Below are 16708 nucleotides of genomic sequence, written 5' to 3' on the forward strand. Positions count from 1 at the left end.
GATCCGCTTGGAGTCTCACCATGCCCCGAACGAGCGTCGCGGTTGCGAAGGTGCACAGGGTCGGCGTCGGCGCGCTCGGTGCTCACGATGTCGGTGACGCAGCGAGGTACCGCTGGGCGAGCATTGCCGAGCGGGTGGTCCACACGAACTGGACAGCCGCGACCAGGACTCCGACGAGGTAGAGCGGCCAGAAGGTCACCCCTGAGACGGCGAGCGCCGACCAGACCACCAGCTGTCCGGCGAGCATCGGGAGACCGTCGCCGCTCGCCAGATCGGTCGCGACGGCGTCGACCACGATCCGTCGATCCGCCGGCGCCTCCGTCTTGCCCGTCGCTGCCCGGGACACCGCACGCTGCTCGCGCTGCAGCAACGACGCGAGCACCTGGACACGCACGACAGCGAGGCCCACACGGCGTCGGAACCGGACGGCCCGGATGACCTCTGCGACGAAGACGAGGACCGCGATGCCGGCTCCGATGGCGGAGAGCGTCAGCCGTGCGTCGGAGCCCGGGGGCAGTGTGAAGCTGATGACGACCAGGAGCGCCAACGTCAGGGCGACAGCCAGCACGAACCCGCGGATGGGCAGGACGCGGTGATTCCGCGACTGCGCGAGGAATGCCCGCGCCCGGGTCTCCGCGTCGGCCCACCGCTGGTCGGCAGCTGTCTGCGTCTCGGTCACCGGTGCGACTCAACCACCCTTACCTGAGCATCCATCACAGCGCCGCGACCCACTCGTCCGTCCCGTCGGTGAACCGCTGGTGCTTCCAGATCGGCACGCGCTCCTTCACCAGGTCGACCAGCTCGCCGCACGCCGCGAACGCCTGCGCCCGGTGGGACGACGCCACCGCTGCGGCGAGCGCGACGTCCCCGATGCCGAGCGACCCGACGCGGTGCAGCACGGCGATCCGGACGTCGGGGTGGGCGTCGGCGACGGTGCGGGCGACCTCGGCGATGACGTCGCCGGCGCTGGGGTGTCGTTCGTAGTCGAGGGCGGTGACGCCCTTGCCGCCGTCGTGGTCGCGGACGACGCCGGCGAAGGTGACGACGGCGCCGTCCTGCTCGGTGGCGACGGCGGCCGAGACCTCGTCGACGGTGATCCCCCGGTCGACGACGTCGGCGAGGACGACGCGCGCATCCGGTGCCCGGGCCGGCGACGCGGTCACGATGCACTCCGCGGTGCGTGGCCCTCGCCGTGCACCTGCGCGAGCACGTGATCGACCAGCCCGTCGAGTACGGCCAGTCCGTCCGCGACGCCGCCGCGGGACCCGGGCAGGGTGACGATCAGGGTTCCACCGGTGCTGATGCCGGCGATGCCGCGGCTCAGCAGTGCGGTCGGACCGGCTCCGGCGAGGCCCCGACGACGGACCTCTTCGAGGATGCCCGGCAGCTCGAGGTCGATGAGGGGTGCGACGGCCTCGGGTGTCCGGTCGGTCGGGGTGACGCCGGTTCCCCCGGTCGTGACGACGATCCGGGCTCCGGCGAGCAGTTCGGCGGTCACGGTCTCGGTGATGGCCCCGCCGTCGGGGACGATCACGGGTTCGGCGACGGTGAAGTCCCGCTCGCGGAGCCACCCGGCGATGACGGGCCCGGTGCGGTCGAGTGCGGGGGCGGCGGCGGCTTGCGTGGACACCACCACGACGGCGGCACGGCCCCTGGTCGGCTGCGAGGTCATCGGTTGCTCCAGTCCCCGGAGCGCCCGCCGTGCTTCTCGAGCACCCGGACGTCCGTGATCGAGGCCGCTCGGTCGACGGCCTTCACCATGTCGTACACGGTCAGTGCGGCGACGCTCGCGCCGGTCAGCGCTTCCATCTCGACGCCGGTCCGCGACGTCGTGCGCACCGAGACCTCGATCAGCACGCGGTCGTCGGCACCGGTGATGTCGACCTGCACGCCGGCGATGGGCAGCGGGTGGCAGAGCGGGATGAGGTCGGACGTCTTCTTCACCGCCATGATCGCGGCGATGCGGGCGGTCCCGATGACCTCGCCCTTCGGCAGGGAGCCGTCGAGGATGCGGGCCACGACGTCGGGCCGGGTGACGAGCGTGGCGGTGGCGGTCGCCGAGCGGTCGGTGACGTCCTTCGCGGACACGTCGACCATGTGCGCGGACCCGTCAGCGCGCACGTGCGACAGGTCGGCCTGCTCGGCAGCGTCGGACGGATCGGCCGCGTCGGACGGATCGGCCGCGTCGGACGGATCAGACACGCCGGACGTGTCGACGGGATCGGTCATCGGAGACTCCAGACGGTCAGGACGTCACCGGGTTCGACGGCGTCGACCCCCACCGGGACGTGGACGAGGTGCGTGGCTGCCGCGTAGTGCGCGAGCAGGTGGGAACTCGGTCCACCCACGAAGTGGACCACACCGTCGGACACCCGACCGCGTCGCACCTGGTGCTTGCCACCCGGTGACTGCGCAGCCGTGGCCGCGGGCAGGTGCAGCACGGCGCGGTCGGCCGGCAGTCCGACGAGGGGCGCGAGCAGCGGACGGAGGAAGACCTCGAACGAGACGAGTGCGGAGACGGGGTTGCCCGGGAACGAGGCCACGGGCACCGGGCGACCGGCGAGCACCACGCTGCCGAACGCCTGCGGCCCGCCGGGCTGCATCGCGACCGGGGTGACGGCGAGCCCGCGGGGTTCGAGTGCCTGCCGCACGACCTCGTACGCGCCCGCACTGATCCCCCCGGTGGTGAGCACGAGGTCGGCCCACTCCCCCACGGCGTCGTCGAGCTCGGTCACGAACGCGTCGACGTCGTCGGGGACCCGGACCGCGCGGGACGAAGCCCCGACCTCGGCGAGCGCCGCTCGCAGTGCGATGCCGTTCGCGTCACCGATCGTCGCCGCGTCGGCGTCGGCGCCCTGCAGTTCGGACCCGGTCGACACGACGAGGACCCGCAGCGGGCGGCGGACCTGCACGGTGGACACTCCGGCGGACGCGAGCGCGCCGAGCAGGGCCGGGGTGATCGGCGCACCGGTCGGAGCGATGGACGCACCGATGGCCAGGTCGCTGCCGGTCGCTCGCACGAAGGTGCCCGGCACGAGGTCAGCGGGCACCGTGACGTGCCCCAGGTCGAGCGCGGCCGGGAAGGACCCCGGCGACGTGGCCTCCACCGGGAAGACCGCATCGGCGCCGTCAGGGATCCGCGCACCGGTCATGATCGGTGCCGCTGTGCCGACGGAGAGCGGCGTGGGCACGACCCCGGCCGGGATCGGTGCGACGACCCGGACGTCCTGCCCGGCATCGGCCGCCCGGACCGCGAACCCGTCCATCTGGCTGTTGTCGAACGGCGGCAACGGGACCGGCGAGGCGACGGGCGCAGCGAGTACGCGGTGCCCGTGACCGGCGCGGCCGTCGACGGCCAGGTCGTCGATCCGCCACGACGCAGCTCCGAGGCCCGCCACCACCGGCGCGAGCAGCGCCGCCAGGTCGTCGCGGTGCTGACCGATCGTTCGCACAGGTGCCTCCGAACAGGGATGGTGTCGCCGCTCCCGGTTCGTCCGGGGCCGGCGTCAGTAGCGTATCCAGCGCGCAGACCGCGCCGACGACCTTTCGGAGGACCTGTGGAGAACGACGAAGCCGTGACGATCGGTGTCATCGGGGGCTCCGGCCTCTACCAGCTGTTCGAGGATGGCACCGCCGAGGAACTGGACGTGCCGACGCCGTTCGGCCCGACGTCGAGCCCGATCAGCATCGGCACGATGTCCGGCCGTCGGGTCGCCTTCCTCACCCGGCACGGTCGTGAGCACTCCGTCGCACCGCACCGCATCAACCACCGCGCCAACGTCTGGGCGCTCCGCTCCCTGGGGGTCCGGGCGATCGTTTCCTCGAGCGCCGTCGGTGGCCTGCACCCCGACTACGCCCCCGGCACCTTCGTCGTGACCGACCAGCTCATCGACCGCACCTTCGGCCGCGCGGACACGTTCTTCGAGGACGACGTCCAGCACCTGTCGTTCGCCGACCCCTTCGACCCCACGCTGCGGCGCGCGGCCGTCGAGGCGATCGCCGCACTCGACGTGCCGTTCCGTCCGACCGGCACGTGCGTCGTGATCCAGGGTCCCCGGTTCTCCACCCGCGCCGAGTCCGTCTGGCTCCGCCAGGCCGGCGGCCACACCATCAACATGACGATGACGCCCGAGGTCCCGCTCGCCGCCGAACTCGGCATCGCCACGGTCAACCTGTCGTTCGTCACCGACGCCGACGCCGGCCTGGCCCCGACCGAGGACGAGGCCGCAGCCGCAGCCAGCGGCGCCGACGTCGACGACGCCGGGGCCGTGGTCACCCACGCCCTCGTCATGGAACGCCTCGCCCGCGCCAACGAGGTGATCGTCCGCGCCATCGGCGAGATCGTCGGGGCGATCCCCGCCGACTTCACCCCGCGTGAACTCGTCCCGACCAGCGCGAGCGCCAGCATCATGCAGGCCCAGCCGACCACGGGCGCCGCCACCACGGGTGCCACCGCATGAGCCGCCTCCTCGTCACCGGCGGCGCCGGCTTCATCGGCTCCGCGATCGTCCGCCGCGCCCTGGCCGACGGCCACGAGGTCCGCGTCCTCGACTCCCTCCGCGACGACGTCCACGGCGATCCCGGCGAAGTCGTCCGAGCCCACCAGCAGCAGGGCATCGAGTTCGTGCACGGCGACGTCCGCGACCGGGTCTCGCTCGACGCCGCGCTCGACGACGTCGACGTCGTCTGCCACCAGGCCGCCAAGGTCGGCCTCGGCGTCGACTTCCAGGACGCCCCCGACTACGTCTCGTCGAACGACGCCGGCACCGCTCACGTCCTCGCCGGCATGGACCGGCACGACATCGGCCGGCTCGTCGTCGCGAGTTCGATGGTCGTCTACGGCGAGGGCGCGTACACGACGTCCGACGGCCAGCCCGTCCGGCCGCCGGCCCGTCGCCGCGAGGACCTCGACGCCGGCCGCTTCGACCCGATCGGCCCGGACGGCCACCCCCTGCTGCCCGGACTGATCGACGAGTCCGCCGCGCTCGACCCCCGCAACGTGTACGCGCAGACGAAGGTCGCGCAGGAGCACCTGGCCTCGAGTTGGGCGCGCGCGACGGGCGGCCGGGCGATCGCGCTCCGCTACCACAACGTGTACGGACCCGGCATGCCCGCGAACACCCCCTACGCCGGTGTCGCCTCACTGTTCCGCTCGGCACTGGCACGCGGCGAGGCGCCCCGCGTGTTCGAGGACGGTGCCCAGCGCCGGGACTTCGTGCACGTCGACGACGTCGCCGGGGCGAACGCCGCCTCGATCGCTGCGACCGCCGACCTGCCCGCCGACTCGTTCCGCGCGTACAACGTCGGGTCCGGCGTCGTGCACACGATCGGCGACATGGCCGCGGCGATCGCCGGCCCCGACGGCCCGCAGCCGGTCGTCACGGGCGAGTACCGCCTGGGCGACGTCCGCCACGTCACGGCGAGCTCGGACCGCATCGCCGTCGAGCTCGGCTGGCGCGCCGAGGTCGACTTCGCGGCCGGCATGCGCGACTTCGCCACCGCTCCCCTCCGGAGCGCCGTCAAGTAGCCCGCTTCGTGAGCAGGAATGGTCGGGTCGCCGGACGCGACCCGACCATTTCTGCTCACGAAGCGCGCCTGTCCCCCGTTCTGGGGACCGCGCCGCGGAACAGTGCGCTGACTGACCAGCGGGTACAGGTTTCCTGTACCCCGCCGCGCGTCGTCGTGTTACGTCGAGTGCATGACAGGACAGACCCGTCGTTCTGACGAACGGCACCGAATGACGGACATGAGTGTCGACGTCATCCTCCCGTGCCTCGACGAGGCCGATGCCCTGCCGAAGGTGATCGCACGCCTGCCGGAGGGCTACCGCGCGATCGTGGTGGACAACGGCTCGACCGACGGCTCCGCCGACGTCGCGCGCGCCCACGGCGCCCTCGTCGTCACGGAACCGGTGAAGGGCTTCGGCTCCGCCTGCGCCGCCGGCGTCCGTGCGGCCACCGCGGACTTCGTCGCCTTCTGCGACGCCGACGCGTCGATGGACCCCGCCGAACTGCCGCCGCTCGTCGACCGCGTCGCCAGCGGCCGCGTCGACCTGGCGCTGGGCCGGCGCGTCCCGACCGGCAAGGGCGCCTGGGCGCCGCACGCCCGGTTCGCGAACCGCGTCCTCGCCGTCCTCATGCACCGTGCGACCGGCTACCGGCTGCGCGACCTCGGTCCGATGCGCGTGATGCGTCGTGAGGACCTCGTCTCCCTCGACCTGCAGGACCGCCGCAGCGGCTACCCGCTCGAGATGGTCCTGGCCGCGCACGCGGCCGGCTGGCGCGTCGACGAGTCCGACATCGGCTACGCGCAGCGCATCGGCGACAGCAAGGTGACCGGCACGCTCCGCGGCACGGTCAACGCGGTCCGCGACATGACCCGCCTGCTGCGCGCCTACCGCCGGGAGGCCCGTGTCCGGGTCGTCGCACCGGCCTCCGTCCGTCACGTGGCCGGCTCCACCGCCCCGACCGGTTCCGCGGCACGGCCCGGCTCCGCACCCGTCACCGCCTCGGCTGAGGGGACGCGAGCATGACCGCCGGCATCACCGTGGCCGTGGTCGCGAAGGAGTGCCTGCCCGGCAAGGTGAAGACCCGGCTGACCCCGGCGCTCTCCTCCGAGGGTGCCGCCCGTGTCGCGTCCGCGAGCCTCGCCGACACCCTGTCGACCGTCCGCGCCCTGCCCGCCGAGCGCCGCGTGCTGTTCTTCGACGGCGACGTCGTCCCGGAGTCGGCCGACGGCTTCGACGTCCTCCACCAGCCCGGCGGCGGTCTCGACGAGCGCCTCGGCTTCCTGTTCGACGCGATCGACGGACCGTTGCTGCTCGTCGGCATGGACACCCCGCAGGTGTCGGCCGACGACCTGGCCCCGGTGTTCGACCAGCCGGAACGCGGCGCCTGGTTCGGCCCCGCCGAGGACGGCGGCTTCTGGTCGCTCTACCTGCACGACCCGACCGGTGACCTGCTGCGCGGCGTCCCGATGTCCCAGGACGACACCGGTGCGGTCCAGCTCGCACGCCTCACCGACGCCGGCCTCGACGTCGGCATCCTCGGCGAACTGCTCGACGTGGACACCGTGCCCGACGCGGAGCGGGTCGCCGAGATCGCGCCGGAGTCCGGCTTCACCCAGGCACTCCGTGCCGAGACCGTGGGGAGTCTGTAGATGACCATGCACGCACCCGTCTCCTTCGGCGCCGGCGGCGGCGAGCCGTACGCCAGGGCCCTGCGCTCGGACGGACGGCTCCGGCTGACCGACCCGGACCGCCCCGACGTCGTGACGACGATGGACGTCAGCCGCTGGAGCGCCGCGGCCGACCGCGTCGACCGCTCGCTGCTCGACGACGCCGACGGCCCCGTGATCGACATCGGCTGCGGCCCCGGTCGGATGCTCGTGGCCGCGCGCAACCGCGGCATCCCCGCACTCGGCGTGGACGTCTCCGCCGAGGCCGTGGCGATCGCCCAGCGATCCGGCGGCACCGCGATCCAGGGGTCGGTGTTCGACGCCGTCCCCGACGAGGGGCACTGGGACACCGCCCTGGTCATCGACGGCAACATCGGCATCGGCGGCGACCCCGCCGCGCTGCTGGAGCGCTGCGGCGAGATCGTCCGCACCGGCGGCCGGGTCATCGTCGAGACGAACCCCGACCCCCTCGCCGACCGCGTGTACACCGCCCGCGTGGTGGACACCGACGGCCACGAGAGCGCCGGGTTCCCCTGGGCCGAGGTCGGGCTCGACGCGCTGCACCGGCACGCGGCGGACGCGGGCCTCGTGGCGCGGCAGAGCTGGACGGTCGCGGGCCGGAGCTTCTGCGAGCTCTTGGCCTGATCGCGCACGTTCGTGCACTTGTTTTGCATGATGCAAGACAGTCACGTACGGTGGTGTCTCCAGCCGACGGCGTCAGGGTCGTCGGACCGGCGATCCTCGATGCCGCCACCACATCGAGGAGACCACCATGACGAACAGCACCTTCCCGTTCGGCGGCACCTTCGTGTCCGGGCTCGGCGGACGTGACGAGCGCGGGACCTTCACGGGCACCCGCGCCACCGACTCGGTCGGCACCTACACGGGCGCGCCGATCACCGGGCGCCTCGGGCGCTTCACCGACACGCAGCGGTCGCGTCCCGGCACCTGGACCGCGTCGACCCGCACCGCCACGGGCTCGTTCCGGACGGCGACGGGCTCGTTCCGCACCGCCTGACCCCCACCGGCGGACACGGCCCGGCCCGCGCTCTGCGGCCCGGGCTGTACGCCGGCCGGACGTCTCCGGGTGCGCGATGCCAGGATGGACCCATGAACGACCGCGCCGGCACCCCCGCGACCGCAGACGACCTCGTCGACATCGACGCGCTCGTCGCCGCCTACTACGACCGTGTGCCCGATGTCTCCGTCGCCGAGCAGCAGGTCGTGTTCGGGACCTCCGGACACCGCGGCTCCTCGCTCGACTCCGCCTTCAACGACACCCACATCGCCGCGATCACGCAGGCGATCGTCGAGTACCGGCAGTCGCAGGGCACCGACGGCCCGCTCTTCATCGGGCGCGACACCCACGCGCTGTCCGGCCCCGCCGAGCGCACCGCACTCGAGGTCCTCGCCGCCAACGGCGTGCACGTGCTGGCCGACAGCGACAACGGCTACGTGCCGACCCCCGCGCTGAGCCACGCGATCATTCGCTACAACCGCGCCGGCAACCCCGACACCGCGGACGGCATCGTCATCACGCCGAGCCACAACCCGCCCCGCGACGGCGGCTTCAAGTACAACCCGCCGCACGGCGGACCGGCCGACAGCGACGCCACGAGCTGGATCGCGAACCGAGCGAACGCGATCATCGAGGGCGGCAACGCCGAGGTGCAGCGCACCGAGCACGCCACCCCCGACCGCTACGACTTCCTGCACACCTACGTCGCCGACCTCGAGAACATCATCGACATCGCCGCGATCAAGCGCGCCGGGGTGAAGATCGGCGCCGACCCGCTCGGTGGCGCCTCGCTCCCCTACTGGAACCTCATCCGCGACCACTACGGCCTCGACCTGACCGTCGTGAACCCGGACGTCGACCCGACCTGGTCGTTCATGACGCTCGACTGGGACGGCAAGATCCGGATGGACCCGTCGAGCCCGTCGGCGATGGCCTCGGTCCTGGCGCACAAGGACGAGTTCGACGTCCTGACCGGCAACGACGCCGACTCCGACCGGCACGGCATCGTCACGCCCGACGGCGGCCTGATGAACCCGAACCACTACCTCGCCGTCGCGATCGAGTACCTCTACGCACACCGTCCGGCCTGGCGCGACGACGCTGCCATCGGCAAGACCCTGGTGTCGTCGAGCATCATCGACCGCGTCGCGGAGTCGCTCGGCCGGCGCCTGTGGGAGGTCCCGGTCGGCTTCAAGTGGTTCGTGCCCGGCCTGATCGACGGTTCCGTCGCCTTCGGTGGCGAGGAGTCCGCGGGGGCGTCGTTCCTGCGCACCGACGGCACCGCGTGGACGACCGACAAGGACGGCATCATCCTGGCGCTCCTGGCGTCCGAGATCGTCGCCGTCACCGGCAAGACCCCCTCGCAGCTGTACACCGAACTGACCGAGCGCTTCGGCGACCCGGTCTACCAGCGCGTCGACGCCGCCGCCACGAAGGAGCAGAAGGCCCGCCTGTCGAAGCTCGACGGCGAGGCCATCACGGCGGAGACCCTGGCCGGCGACCCGATCACGGCCAAGCTGTCGAAGGCCCCCGGCAACGACGCTGCCGTCGGCGGCGTCAAGGTCGTGACGGACAAGGCGTGGTTCGCCGCACGGCCGTCCGGCACCGAGGACGTCTACAAGATCTACGCCGAGAGCTTCGTCGGGCAGGAGCACCTGGAGCAGGTGCAGCGCGAGGCCAAGGAGATCGTGGACGCCGCGCTCGGCGCCTAGCCGACCACCCGCGCGACCCGCACTGGCGGCGGCCGAGGATCAGTCCTCGGCCGCCGCCAGTGCCAGTTCGCAGAACATCGCGTCCGCCCACGAGAACCACGGGCGCGAGAACCGCGACGGGTCCTCGACGTCGAACGACTCGTGCATGTCGCCGGTCCCGCCGTCGGTCGCCACGAGCACGTCGAGCAGCTCCCGACGGCGCGCCGGCGACCCGGACACGAGGCCCTCGACCGCCAGGGCGATCGGCCACACCCGCTGCGGCAACGTGTGCGGGCTGCCGACCCCGGCGGCCGCGGTGCCGCTGAACCAGTACGGGTTCGCCGGTGACAGCACGAAGTCCCGCGTCGCCGCCCACACCGCGTCGTCGAGCACCGACGGCGCGGACAGGGGCAGCGACAGCAGCGACGGCGTGTTCGCGTCGTCCATGAGCAGCACGCCGCCCAGGCCGTCGACCTCGTAGGCGTAGACGTCCGCACCCGCCGGCCCGGGCACGATGCCGTGCTGCCGGACGCCGTCCAGGATGCTCGCGCGCAGCACGTCGGCGTCGTCCGCCAGCCCCGTGTCGGACCAGACCTCGCGGGCGATCGCGGCGACGGCGAGCAACGCCTCGGCGGCGAACAGGTTCGCGGGCACGTTGAAGCCGTACGTGCAGGCGTCGTCCGACGGGCGGAACCCGCACCACGTCATGCCCGTCACGGCGACCGGGGTACCGCGGCCGTCACGCGCCAGGGTCTCGGTCGGGATCGCCCCGTCGCGCACGAACCGGTACGCCGAGGCGTCGTGGTCCTGCTCGGCGCGCCACTGCGCCACGATCGTGCGGAACACCCGGTGCGCCCGCTCGTCGAGTACCGCCGTGGAGCCGGTCGCCCGCCACAGCGCGTGCACGAACGTCACCGGGTAGGCCAGGCTGTCCACCTCGTACTTCTGCTCCCACACCAGCGGGTCGGCGTTCAGGTCGTCCGGGTCGTAGTGCGCGCCGTTCGGCTCGCGGTTGAACGAGTTCGCGTACGGGTCGTGCTCGATCAGCCGGAACTGCCGCCGCACGACCACCCAGAGCAGGTCCGCGAGCGCCGGGTCGTCCGCCGCGAACCGCAGGTACGGCGTCATCTGTGTCGTCGAGTCGCGGAGCCACATCGCCGGGATGTCCCCCGTGATGACGAAGGCGCCGTCGTCGTCGAGCGAGATCGTGTCCCGCAGCGTCCGGACGAGCGCGCGTTCCACCCGGTCCCCGACCTGGGCGCCGACCGCGGCGCGGACCCGGTCGGCGGCCGCCACCAGCGTCGGCGTGATCTCCTCGAGCTGCGTCCGCGTCACGACACCCATCGCACTGACTCCTGTCCGTCGGTGACGCGGACGGTCCGCGTCGACCCGGGTGGATCGAGCACGTCGTCCGTCCAGCAGTCGAGTTCGAGCGGCCGTGCACCGAGCCGGAGACCAGCGTCCCACGTGCCGAGCGCATCGAGTCCGAGCGCGTACGCGGTGTCGACGGTCCCGCCAGCGGGCACGTCGACCGTCACCAGGGCGAGCAGTCGCCGTCGCCGCGGTCGGACACCGGGTTCCCGCCGCCGCCCCCACAGGGGTACCGACACCCGACGGGGCGCGTCCGACCTGTTGCGCACCGTCACCGGGACCGTCACCGTCCCCCCGGCCAGGAGGCGCACGGCAGTCACCGCGTCGCTCCCCTCCGCCAGACGGACGTCCACCCCGTCGCCCGGCCCGGGTGCACCGGTCACGGTCGAACGGCTGGTCACGTCGACGTAGCCGCGCGCCGTCTCGAGCCGCTCGTCGTGCGCCACCGGCAGGACGCCGTCGGCGCCGGGCCAGGTCGCGGGGAGCCGCCCCTCGGCCGGGGCGCCGAACAGCACGTCCGCGACGGCACGACCGCCGGAAGGCCCCGGGAACGGCACGACCAGCACACCGTCTGCCAGCGCGAGCACCTCGGTCAGGACCCGCGGGCGACCGTCGACGACGACCGCGACGACCGGCAGACCGCTCTCGCGAGCGGCGCGGAGCACGTCGAGCTGCGCCTCGGGCACGGCGATCGAGGCCAGGTCGACCCCCTCGCCGTTCGTGGTGTCCGGTGCCGGACCGCTGACGGCACCGTTGTCCTCGAAGCCGTCGTCGTAGGCGCGCCGGCTCGACCCGCCGAGCACGACCACCGCCACGTCGGCGCCGAGGAGCGCGGTGCGGACCGCGAGGAGTCCGTCGGGGCCCGGCAGGGGGTGTCGGAGCCCGCTGCCCCGGGTGGTGCGGATCCGGGCGGGGCCGAGCCGGGCCTCCAGGGCGGAGCGGACGGTGGCCGCGCCCGGGTCGACGGGCGGCCTCGGCGGTGCGTAGTCGCCGAGGAGCGCGTCGACGTCGTCGGCGTTCGGGCCGACCACGGCGACGACAGCGTCGGGCGCGATCGCGGGCAGCGCTCCGCCCAGGGCGACCACGGCGCGGCCGGCGGCACGCTCGGCGAGCGCGATGGTCGTGCGCTCGAGTGCCTCGGCGGGCGGCACGGGTCCCGGTGTCGGGACGTGTGCCGGTGCCGGTTCCGGTGTGCCGAGCAGGCCGACGCGGCGCTTGAGGGCGAGCACGCGGTCGACCGCACGGTCGAGGTCCTCGGTGCTGACCGAGCCGCGGTCCAGCGCCGTGTCGAGGTGCGTGTACGCCTCGTCCCACAGGCTCAGGTCGACCCCGGCACGCAGGGCGAGCGCAGCCGCCGAGGCCGGGTCGGGGGTGACGTCGCGCAGCCGGTCGACGGCGGTCCCGTCGGCCATGACGAGCCCGTCCCAGCCCCACGCGTCGCGGATCGTGGTCGTGAGCAGGTCGCGGTTGCCGCAGCACGGCACCCCGTCGACGTCGTTGTAGGCCGCCATGAACCCGGCGACGTGTTCGCGTGCGGCGGCGAGCGCCGGCGGCAGGTGCACCTCGGCGAGTTCGCGACGACCGATCGGCGCGCCGGAGCCGTTGCGACCGCCGATGCCGGCGCCCTGCCCCGCCAGGTGCTTCGCGACGACCGCGACATGTCGGTCGTCGATGGGGCCGGGGCCACCACCCTGCATGCCGCGCACGGTGGCGGCGACCATGATCGCGGCGAGCGCGGCGTCCTCCGACCAGCACTCCTCGCTCCGGCCCCACCGGGGGTCGCGCAGGACGTCGAGCCCGGAGACGAGGGCGACGTGGGTGCCGCGGGCCCGGACCTCGGCGGCGACCGCGGCGGCCAGCTCCTCGACGAGCTGCTCGTCCATGGCGGCGCCGAGCGCGAGGTTCACCGGCACCGTCGTGCCGCCGAGGGCCTGCAGCCCGTGCGGGACCTCCTCGACGAAGAGCGTGGGGACACCACCGTCGCTGTGCGCGACGACGTGGTCCTGCACGGCGGCGTAGGCCTCGGCGGAGCGTTCGGGCGGGATGCCGTTGCCCCAGTGCACGCCGGACCAGGGGTCGGCACGGAGCACGCCGTAGACCGCGCCGATGCCACCCCACCGGTCGACCTCGGCGCGCAGGACGTCGGTGATCCGCGGCCGGCCGTCGACCCAGCGGACGGCCTCCCAGCCCTTCAGACGCTGGTTGAGCTGGCCGATGCGGGCGCGGACGTCGAGGCTGCTCGCGGTCGGGTGCGCGGTCATCCCTTGATCGCTCCGGACACCAGGGCGCGCTGCATCTGGCGCTGCAGGATCGAGTAGACGAGGTACACCGGCAGCAGCGTGAACAGCGTGCCGGCCATGAGCATCCCGTAGTCGGTGCCGGCGTCGACCTTCAGCGTCGGGAGCGCCACTTGGATCGTCCGCTGCGCGGTGTCCGGCCCGATGAGCACCAGGGCGTACAGGTACTCGTTCCAGAACGACAGGAAGTTCAGCAGCAGCACGGTGGCGATGCCCGGGATGCAGATCGGCAGGTACACCTGGCGCATCACCTGCCACGCCGAGGCGCCGTCCATCGACGCGGCCTCCTCCAGCTCGCGCGGGATCGTCCGCATGAACTGGGTCAGGATCACGACGGCCAGGGGCATCGCGGTCGCCGGCAGCAGGAGCACGAGGAACGTCCGGGTGTGGAACAGCCCCATGCCCGCGGCGAGGAGGAACGTCGGGAACAGCGCCGCGAACGACGGGATGAGGAACCCGAGCGAGAACAGCCCCTCGACGATCCGTCCCGCGCGACCGGTGGCCCGGGCGAGGGCGAACGACGCCGGCAGTGCGAGCACGAGCGTCAGGACCAGGGCCGCCACCGTCGTGATCGCCGAGTTCGCGATCGCCGGTCCGAGCGAGGCCTGGCGGATCGCCTCGGTGAAGTTCGACAGGTCCCACGACGCCGGCAGCGCCAGTGGGGACTCGAAGATGCCGTCGTTGTCCTTGAACGACGACACCACGAAGTAGTAGAAGGGCAGGATCAGCAGGGCGGCGTAGATCCACGCCACGGTGCCGCTCGTGATGGAGCCGATCCGGTCTCGCAGCCGGATGCCGGCGGTGGGCTTCGCCATGGTGGTCTCCCGGGGTCTGTCGGTCAGGGACGTCGAGGTCAGTGGGTCTTGCGCAGGACGCGGCGGATCACGAACATCCCGGCGAGTCCGAGCACGAACAGGACGACGCCGACCGCCTGGCTGTAGCCGAGGTCGGTGTCGACGAACGCCTTCTGGTACACGAGGTACGACAGCGTCGTGGTCGCGGTGCCCGGGCCGCCCTGGGTCAGCAGGAGCACGTTCTGCGCCGAGCTGAAGAGCATCGACAGGAACTGCAGCATCGCGACGACCCCGATGAAGTCCCGCGCGATCGGCCAGTACACACCCCACGCCAGCCGCCACGACCCCGCGCCGTCCATGCGGGCGGCCTGCACGACCTCGGTGTCGACGCCGTCGAGCCGGCTCGCGATGAGCACCGCCGAGTAGCCGATGCCGGCCCACAGGTCGACGACGATGAGCGCTCCGAGGGCGGTCGCGGGGTCGGCCAGCCAGGCCTTGCCGCCGATGCCGAGGGTCGCGAGCACCCCGTTGACCAGGCCGTCGGGGTTCAGCATCGCGTAGAACATCATCGCCGTGGCCGGTGCCGAGATGAGTGCCGGGATGAAGAGCAGGTAGCGCAGCACCTTGTGACCGCGGGGCTTCTGCACGACGTGGAAGGCGAGCAGGAACGCCAGCACGATCATGATCGGCAGGCCGACGACGATCTGGACCGTGCTGTTCCGGACCGCGGCCCAGAAGGTCTCGTCGGAGAACAGCACCCGGAAGTTGTCGAGCCCCGCGAAGGTCGGCGAGACGAGCATGCCGGGCCAGCTCAGGAAGGCGATCACGATCATGGCCACGACGGGCCCGATCATGAACAGGCCGTACCAGACGAGCGCCGGGATCGCGAAGGTCGGGAAGCTGCCGCGACCGGTGCCGACGGCGCGGGATCCGCGGCGGACGGGCCCGGGCGGGTTCGACGCCGACCGGACGGGTGGTTCCTCGACGAGCACTGCCATGGGGAGCTCCTTCTCGCAGGGTCGGGTGGGTCAGGCGGCCGTGTAGGCGCGCTCGAAGAGGTCGATGATGCGCTCGGCCGAGGTGCCCGAGCCGTAGGCCAGGCTGGTCGCGCGGATCATCGGCTCGTAGGCCGAGTCGGGCACGAGCAGGTCGGGCAGCATCACCGGGGTGACCTGGTCGTCGGTGAGCTTCGACGCCTGGGCGACGAGCGGGAAGTCGCGGCTGACGGTGTCGGTGATCCGGCTCATGTCCCGGCCGGAGTCGAGGATGAACTCGCTCGTCACCGCCGACGAGTACAGGGACTGCACGAACGGCTTGACGAGGTCGAGCTTCGCCCGGCCGTTCTCGCTGATCCAGATGCCGTGGCCGTTGTAGCTCTTGATGACGCTCGGGTGCGCGATGGCGGCGTCCTTCGACGGCACCGGCCATCCACCGACGGTGACCTCCTTCGCGCGCTCCTTCGACACCAGCGCGAGGGCGGAGGACATCGCGGGGACGATGGCGGCCTTGCGGGTGGTGAACTGCGTCAGTTCGGAGTCCGAGGTGAAGCCCTGCACCGAGTCGACGAAGACCCCGGCGTCGCGGAGCTCGACGAAGTGCTCGACGCCGCGGACGGCACCGGCGCTCTCAGAGATCCTGCCCGTGGAGAAGACCTTCGCCGCTTCGTCCTGCGACACGAACCCCTGCATGACCTGCATGAGGAGCTTCTGTCCGCTCCAGTCCGACCCGCCGACGGTGACCGGCCCGATGCCCGCGGAGCGCAGGCGGTCGGCGGCGGCGATGAGCGCGTCCGAGGTCGTCGGGATCTCGCTCACGCCGGCTTCCTCGAGCAGTGCCGTGTTGTACGACACCGGCCAGTTCGTCCGGGTGAACGGGAACGCCCGGAGTCGCCCCTGGTCGTCGGTCCACTCCTCGAGCGCCTCGGGGATGATCTTGTCGCGCAGGTCCCACTCGTCGAGGTACCGGGAGACGTCGATCGTGGCGTCCTCGCCCGTCCAGGACAACGTGCGCCCGACCATGTTCACGATCGCGACGTCCGCCTCCTTGCCGGCGAGCGAGCTCGTCTCGAAGACGATCGGCAGGTCGGACCCGTTCGACAGCAGGGCGACCTTGCGGTCCGTGCGACGACGGTAGGCGGCGACGACGTCCGTGAACGTCTGCGCGCCGGCGACCGCGCCGCTGAGCTGGGTGTGCACGCTCAGCGTGCCCGGGCCGCTCGAGGCCGGGGTGAGCGCGCTGCACCCGGCCAGGATCGGCGCGAGGATGCCGGCGCCGAGCCCGGCTCCGATGAGGGTGCGCCTACTGATGCCGTCCGTCACGGTGCCTCCCTGGCAGTGGATGGTGGAGCGGTCGCGATGCGTT

Annotated in this window: 17 protein-coding genes; 7 read left to right on the plus strand and 10 right to left on the minus strand. The window is 72.6% G+C overall.

Going from position 1 to position 16708, the window contains the following annotated elements; all coding sequences use genetic code 11:
- Window positions 1-82 precede the first annotated feature (82 nt).
- Genes ACVKXF_RS00285 through ACVKXF_RS00305 form a run of 5 tightly spaced genes read right to left on the minus strand, consistent with a single transcriptional unit; the run spans window position 83 to window position 3452 of the window.
- Window positions 83-679: a hypothetical protein gene (locus ACVKXF_RS00285; RefSeq protein WP_456794491.1), complete on the minus strand. Its 597-nt coding sequence runs from the start codon at window positions 677-679 to the stop codon at window positions 83-85.
- 34 nt (window positions 680-713) lie between these two features.
- The gene (locus ACVKXF_RS00290) at window positions 714-1163 is read right to left on the minus strand and encodes a molybdenum cofactor biosynthesis protein MoaE (protein WP_456794492.1); all 450 of its coding nucleotides are present in this window, start codon (window positions 1161-1163) and stop codon (window positions 714-716) included.
- Window positions 1160-1672: a MogA/MoaB family molybdenum cofactor biosynthesis protein gene (locus ACVKXF_RS00295; protein ID WP_456794493.1), complete on the minus strand. Its 513-nt coding sequence runs from the start codon at window positions 1670-1672 to the stop codon at window positions 1160-1162. Before ACVKXF_RS00295 ends, ACVKXF_RS00290 begins: the two co-directional genes overlap by 4 nt.
- Window positions 1669-2229 (minus strand): cyclic pyranopterin monophosphate synthase MoaC, encoded by a 561-nt coding sequence (gene moaC / locus ACVKXF_RS00300; protein ID WP_456794494.1) that lies wholly within the window; start codon window positions 2227-2229, stop codon window positions 1669-1671. The genes ACVKXF_RS00295 and moaC overlap by 4 nt, the downstream gene beginning before the upstream one ends.
- Window positions 2226-3452 carry a molybdopterin molybdotransferase MoeA gene (locus ACVKXF_RS00305; protein WP_456794495.1) on the minus strand — a complete coding sequence of 409 codons (1227 nt, stop codon included), beginning with the start codon at window positions 3450-3452 and terminating at the stop codon, window positions 2226-2228. The genes moaC and ACVKXF_RS00305 overlap by 4 nt, the downstream gene beginning before the upstream one ends.
- 105 nt (window positions 3453-3557) lie before the next feature.
- On the opposite strand from ACVKXF_RS00305, the gene ACVKXF_RS00310 reads away from it, so the two are divergent.
- From ACVKXF_RS00310 to pgm, 7 genes are all read left to right on the plus strand, one after another.
- On the plus strand, window positions 3558-4460 hold the full coding sequence (locus ACVKXF_RS00310) for an MTAP family purine nucleoside phosphorylase (RefSeq protein ID WP_456794496.1): 903 nt from the start codon (window positions 3558-3560) through the stop codon (window positions 4458-4460).
- Window positions 4457-5527, plus strand: coding sequence for an NAD-dependent epimerase/dehydratase family protein (locus ACVKXF_RS00315; RefSeq protein ID WP_456794497.1), 1071 nt, complete (start codon window positions 4457-4459; stop codon window positions 5525-5527). The genes ACVKXF_RS00310 and ACVKXF_RS00315 overlap by 4 nt, the downstream gene beginning before the upstream one ends.
- A gap of 210 nt (window positions 5528-5737) precedes the next feature.
- Window positions 5738-6532 (plus strand): glycosyltransferase family 2 protein, encoded by a 795-nt coding sequence (locus tag ACVKXF_RS00320; RefSeq protein WP_456794498.1) that lies wholly within the window; start codon window positions 5738-5740, stop codon window positions 6530-6532.
- On the plus strand, window positions 6529-7158 hold the full coding sequence (locus ACVKXF_RS00325) for a TIGR04282 family arsenosugar biosynthesis glycosyltransferase (protein ID WP_340197871.1): 630 nt from the start codon (window positions 6529-6531) through the stop codon (window positions 7156-7158). The genes ACVKXF_RS00320 and ACVKXF_RS00325 overlap by 4 nt, the downstream gene beginning before the upstream one ends.
- Window positions 7159-7821, plus strand: coding sequence for a class I SAM-dependent DNA methyltransferase (locus tag ACVKXF_RS00330; RefSeq protein ID WP_123310160.1), 663 nt, complete (start codon window positions 7159-7161; stop codon window positions 7819-7821).
- A 127-nt stretch (window positions 7822-7948) separates the two neighbouring features.
- On the plus strand, window positions 7949-8194 hold the full coding sequence (locus tag ACVKXF_RS00335; RefSeq protein ID WP_123310162.1) for a hypothetical protein: 246 nt from the start codon (window positions 7949-7951) through the stop codon (window positions 8192-8194).
- Window positions 8195-8286: 92 nt separating this feature from the next.
- Complete coding sequence (gene pgm, locus ACVKXF_RS00340; protein WP_340197873.1) at window positions 8287-9906, plus strand: phosphoglucomutase (alpha-D-glucose-1,6-bisphosphate-dependent); 1620 nt, start codon at window positions 8287-8289, stop codon at window positions 9904-9906.
- A gap of 39 nt (window positions 9907-9945) precedes the next feature.
- Here pgm and ACVKXF_RS00345 read toward each other — a convergent pair whose 3' ends face one another.
- Genes ACVKXF_RS00345 through ACVKXF_RS00365 form a run of 5 tightly spaced genes read right to left on the minus strand, consistent with a single transcriptional unit; the run spans window position 9946 to window position 16665 of the window.
- Complete coding sequence (locus ACVKXF_RS00345; protein ID WP_456794499.1) at window positions 9946-11229, minus strand: glycoside hydrolase family 125 protein; 1284 nt, start codon at window positions 11227-11229, stop codon at window positions 9946-9948.
- Window positions 11217-13517, minus strand: a complete 2301-nt coding sequence (locus ACVKXF_RS00350; RefSeq protein WP_456794500.1) for a glycoside hydrolase family 3 protein — start codon at window positions 13515-13517, stop codon at window positions 11217-11219. Before ACVKXF_RS00350 ends, ACVKXF_RS00345 begins: the two co-directional genes overlap by 13 nt.
- A complete protein-coding gene (locus ACVKXF_RS00355) occupies window positions 13514-14368 on the minus strand; it encodes a carbohydrate ABC transporter permease (RefSeq protein WP_123293697.1) in 855 nt (284 codons plus the stop codon). Before ACVKXF_RS00355 ends, ACVKXF_RS00350 begins: the two co-directional genes overlap by 4 nt.
- Window positions 14369-14406: 38 nt before the next feature.
- Window positions 14407-15345 (minus strand): carbohydrate ABC transporter permease, encoded by a 939-nt coding sequence (locus ACVKXF_RS00360; RefSeq protein ID WP_340197877.1) that lies wholly within the window; start codon window positions 15343-15345, stop codon window positions 14407-14409.
- A gap of 30 nt (window positions 15346-15375) precedes the next feature.
- Window positions 15376-16665, minus strand: coding sequence for an ABC transporter substrate-binding protein (locus ACVKXF_RS00365; protein ID WP_456794501.1), 1290 nt, complete (start codon window positions 16663-16665; stop codon window positions 15376-15378).
- Between the last annotated feature and the right edge of the window lie 43 nt (window positions 16666-16708).

The sequence above is a fragment of the Curtobacterium sp. PvP017 genome (genome assembly GCF_054060195.1).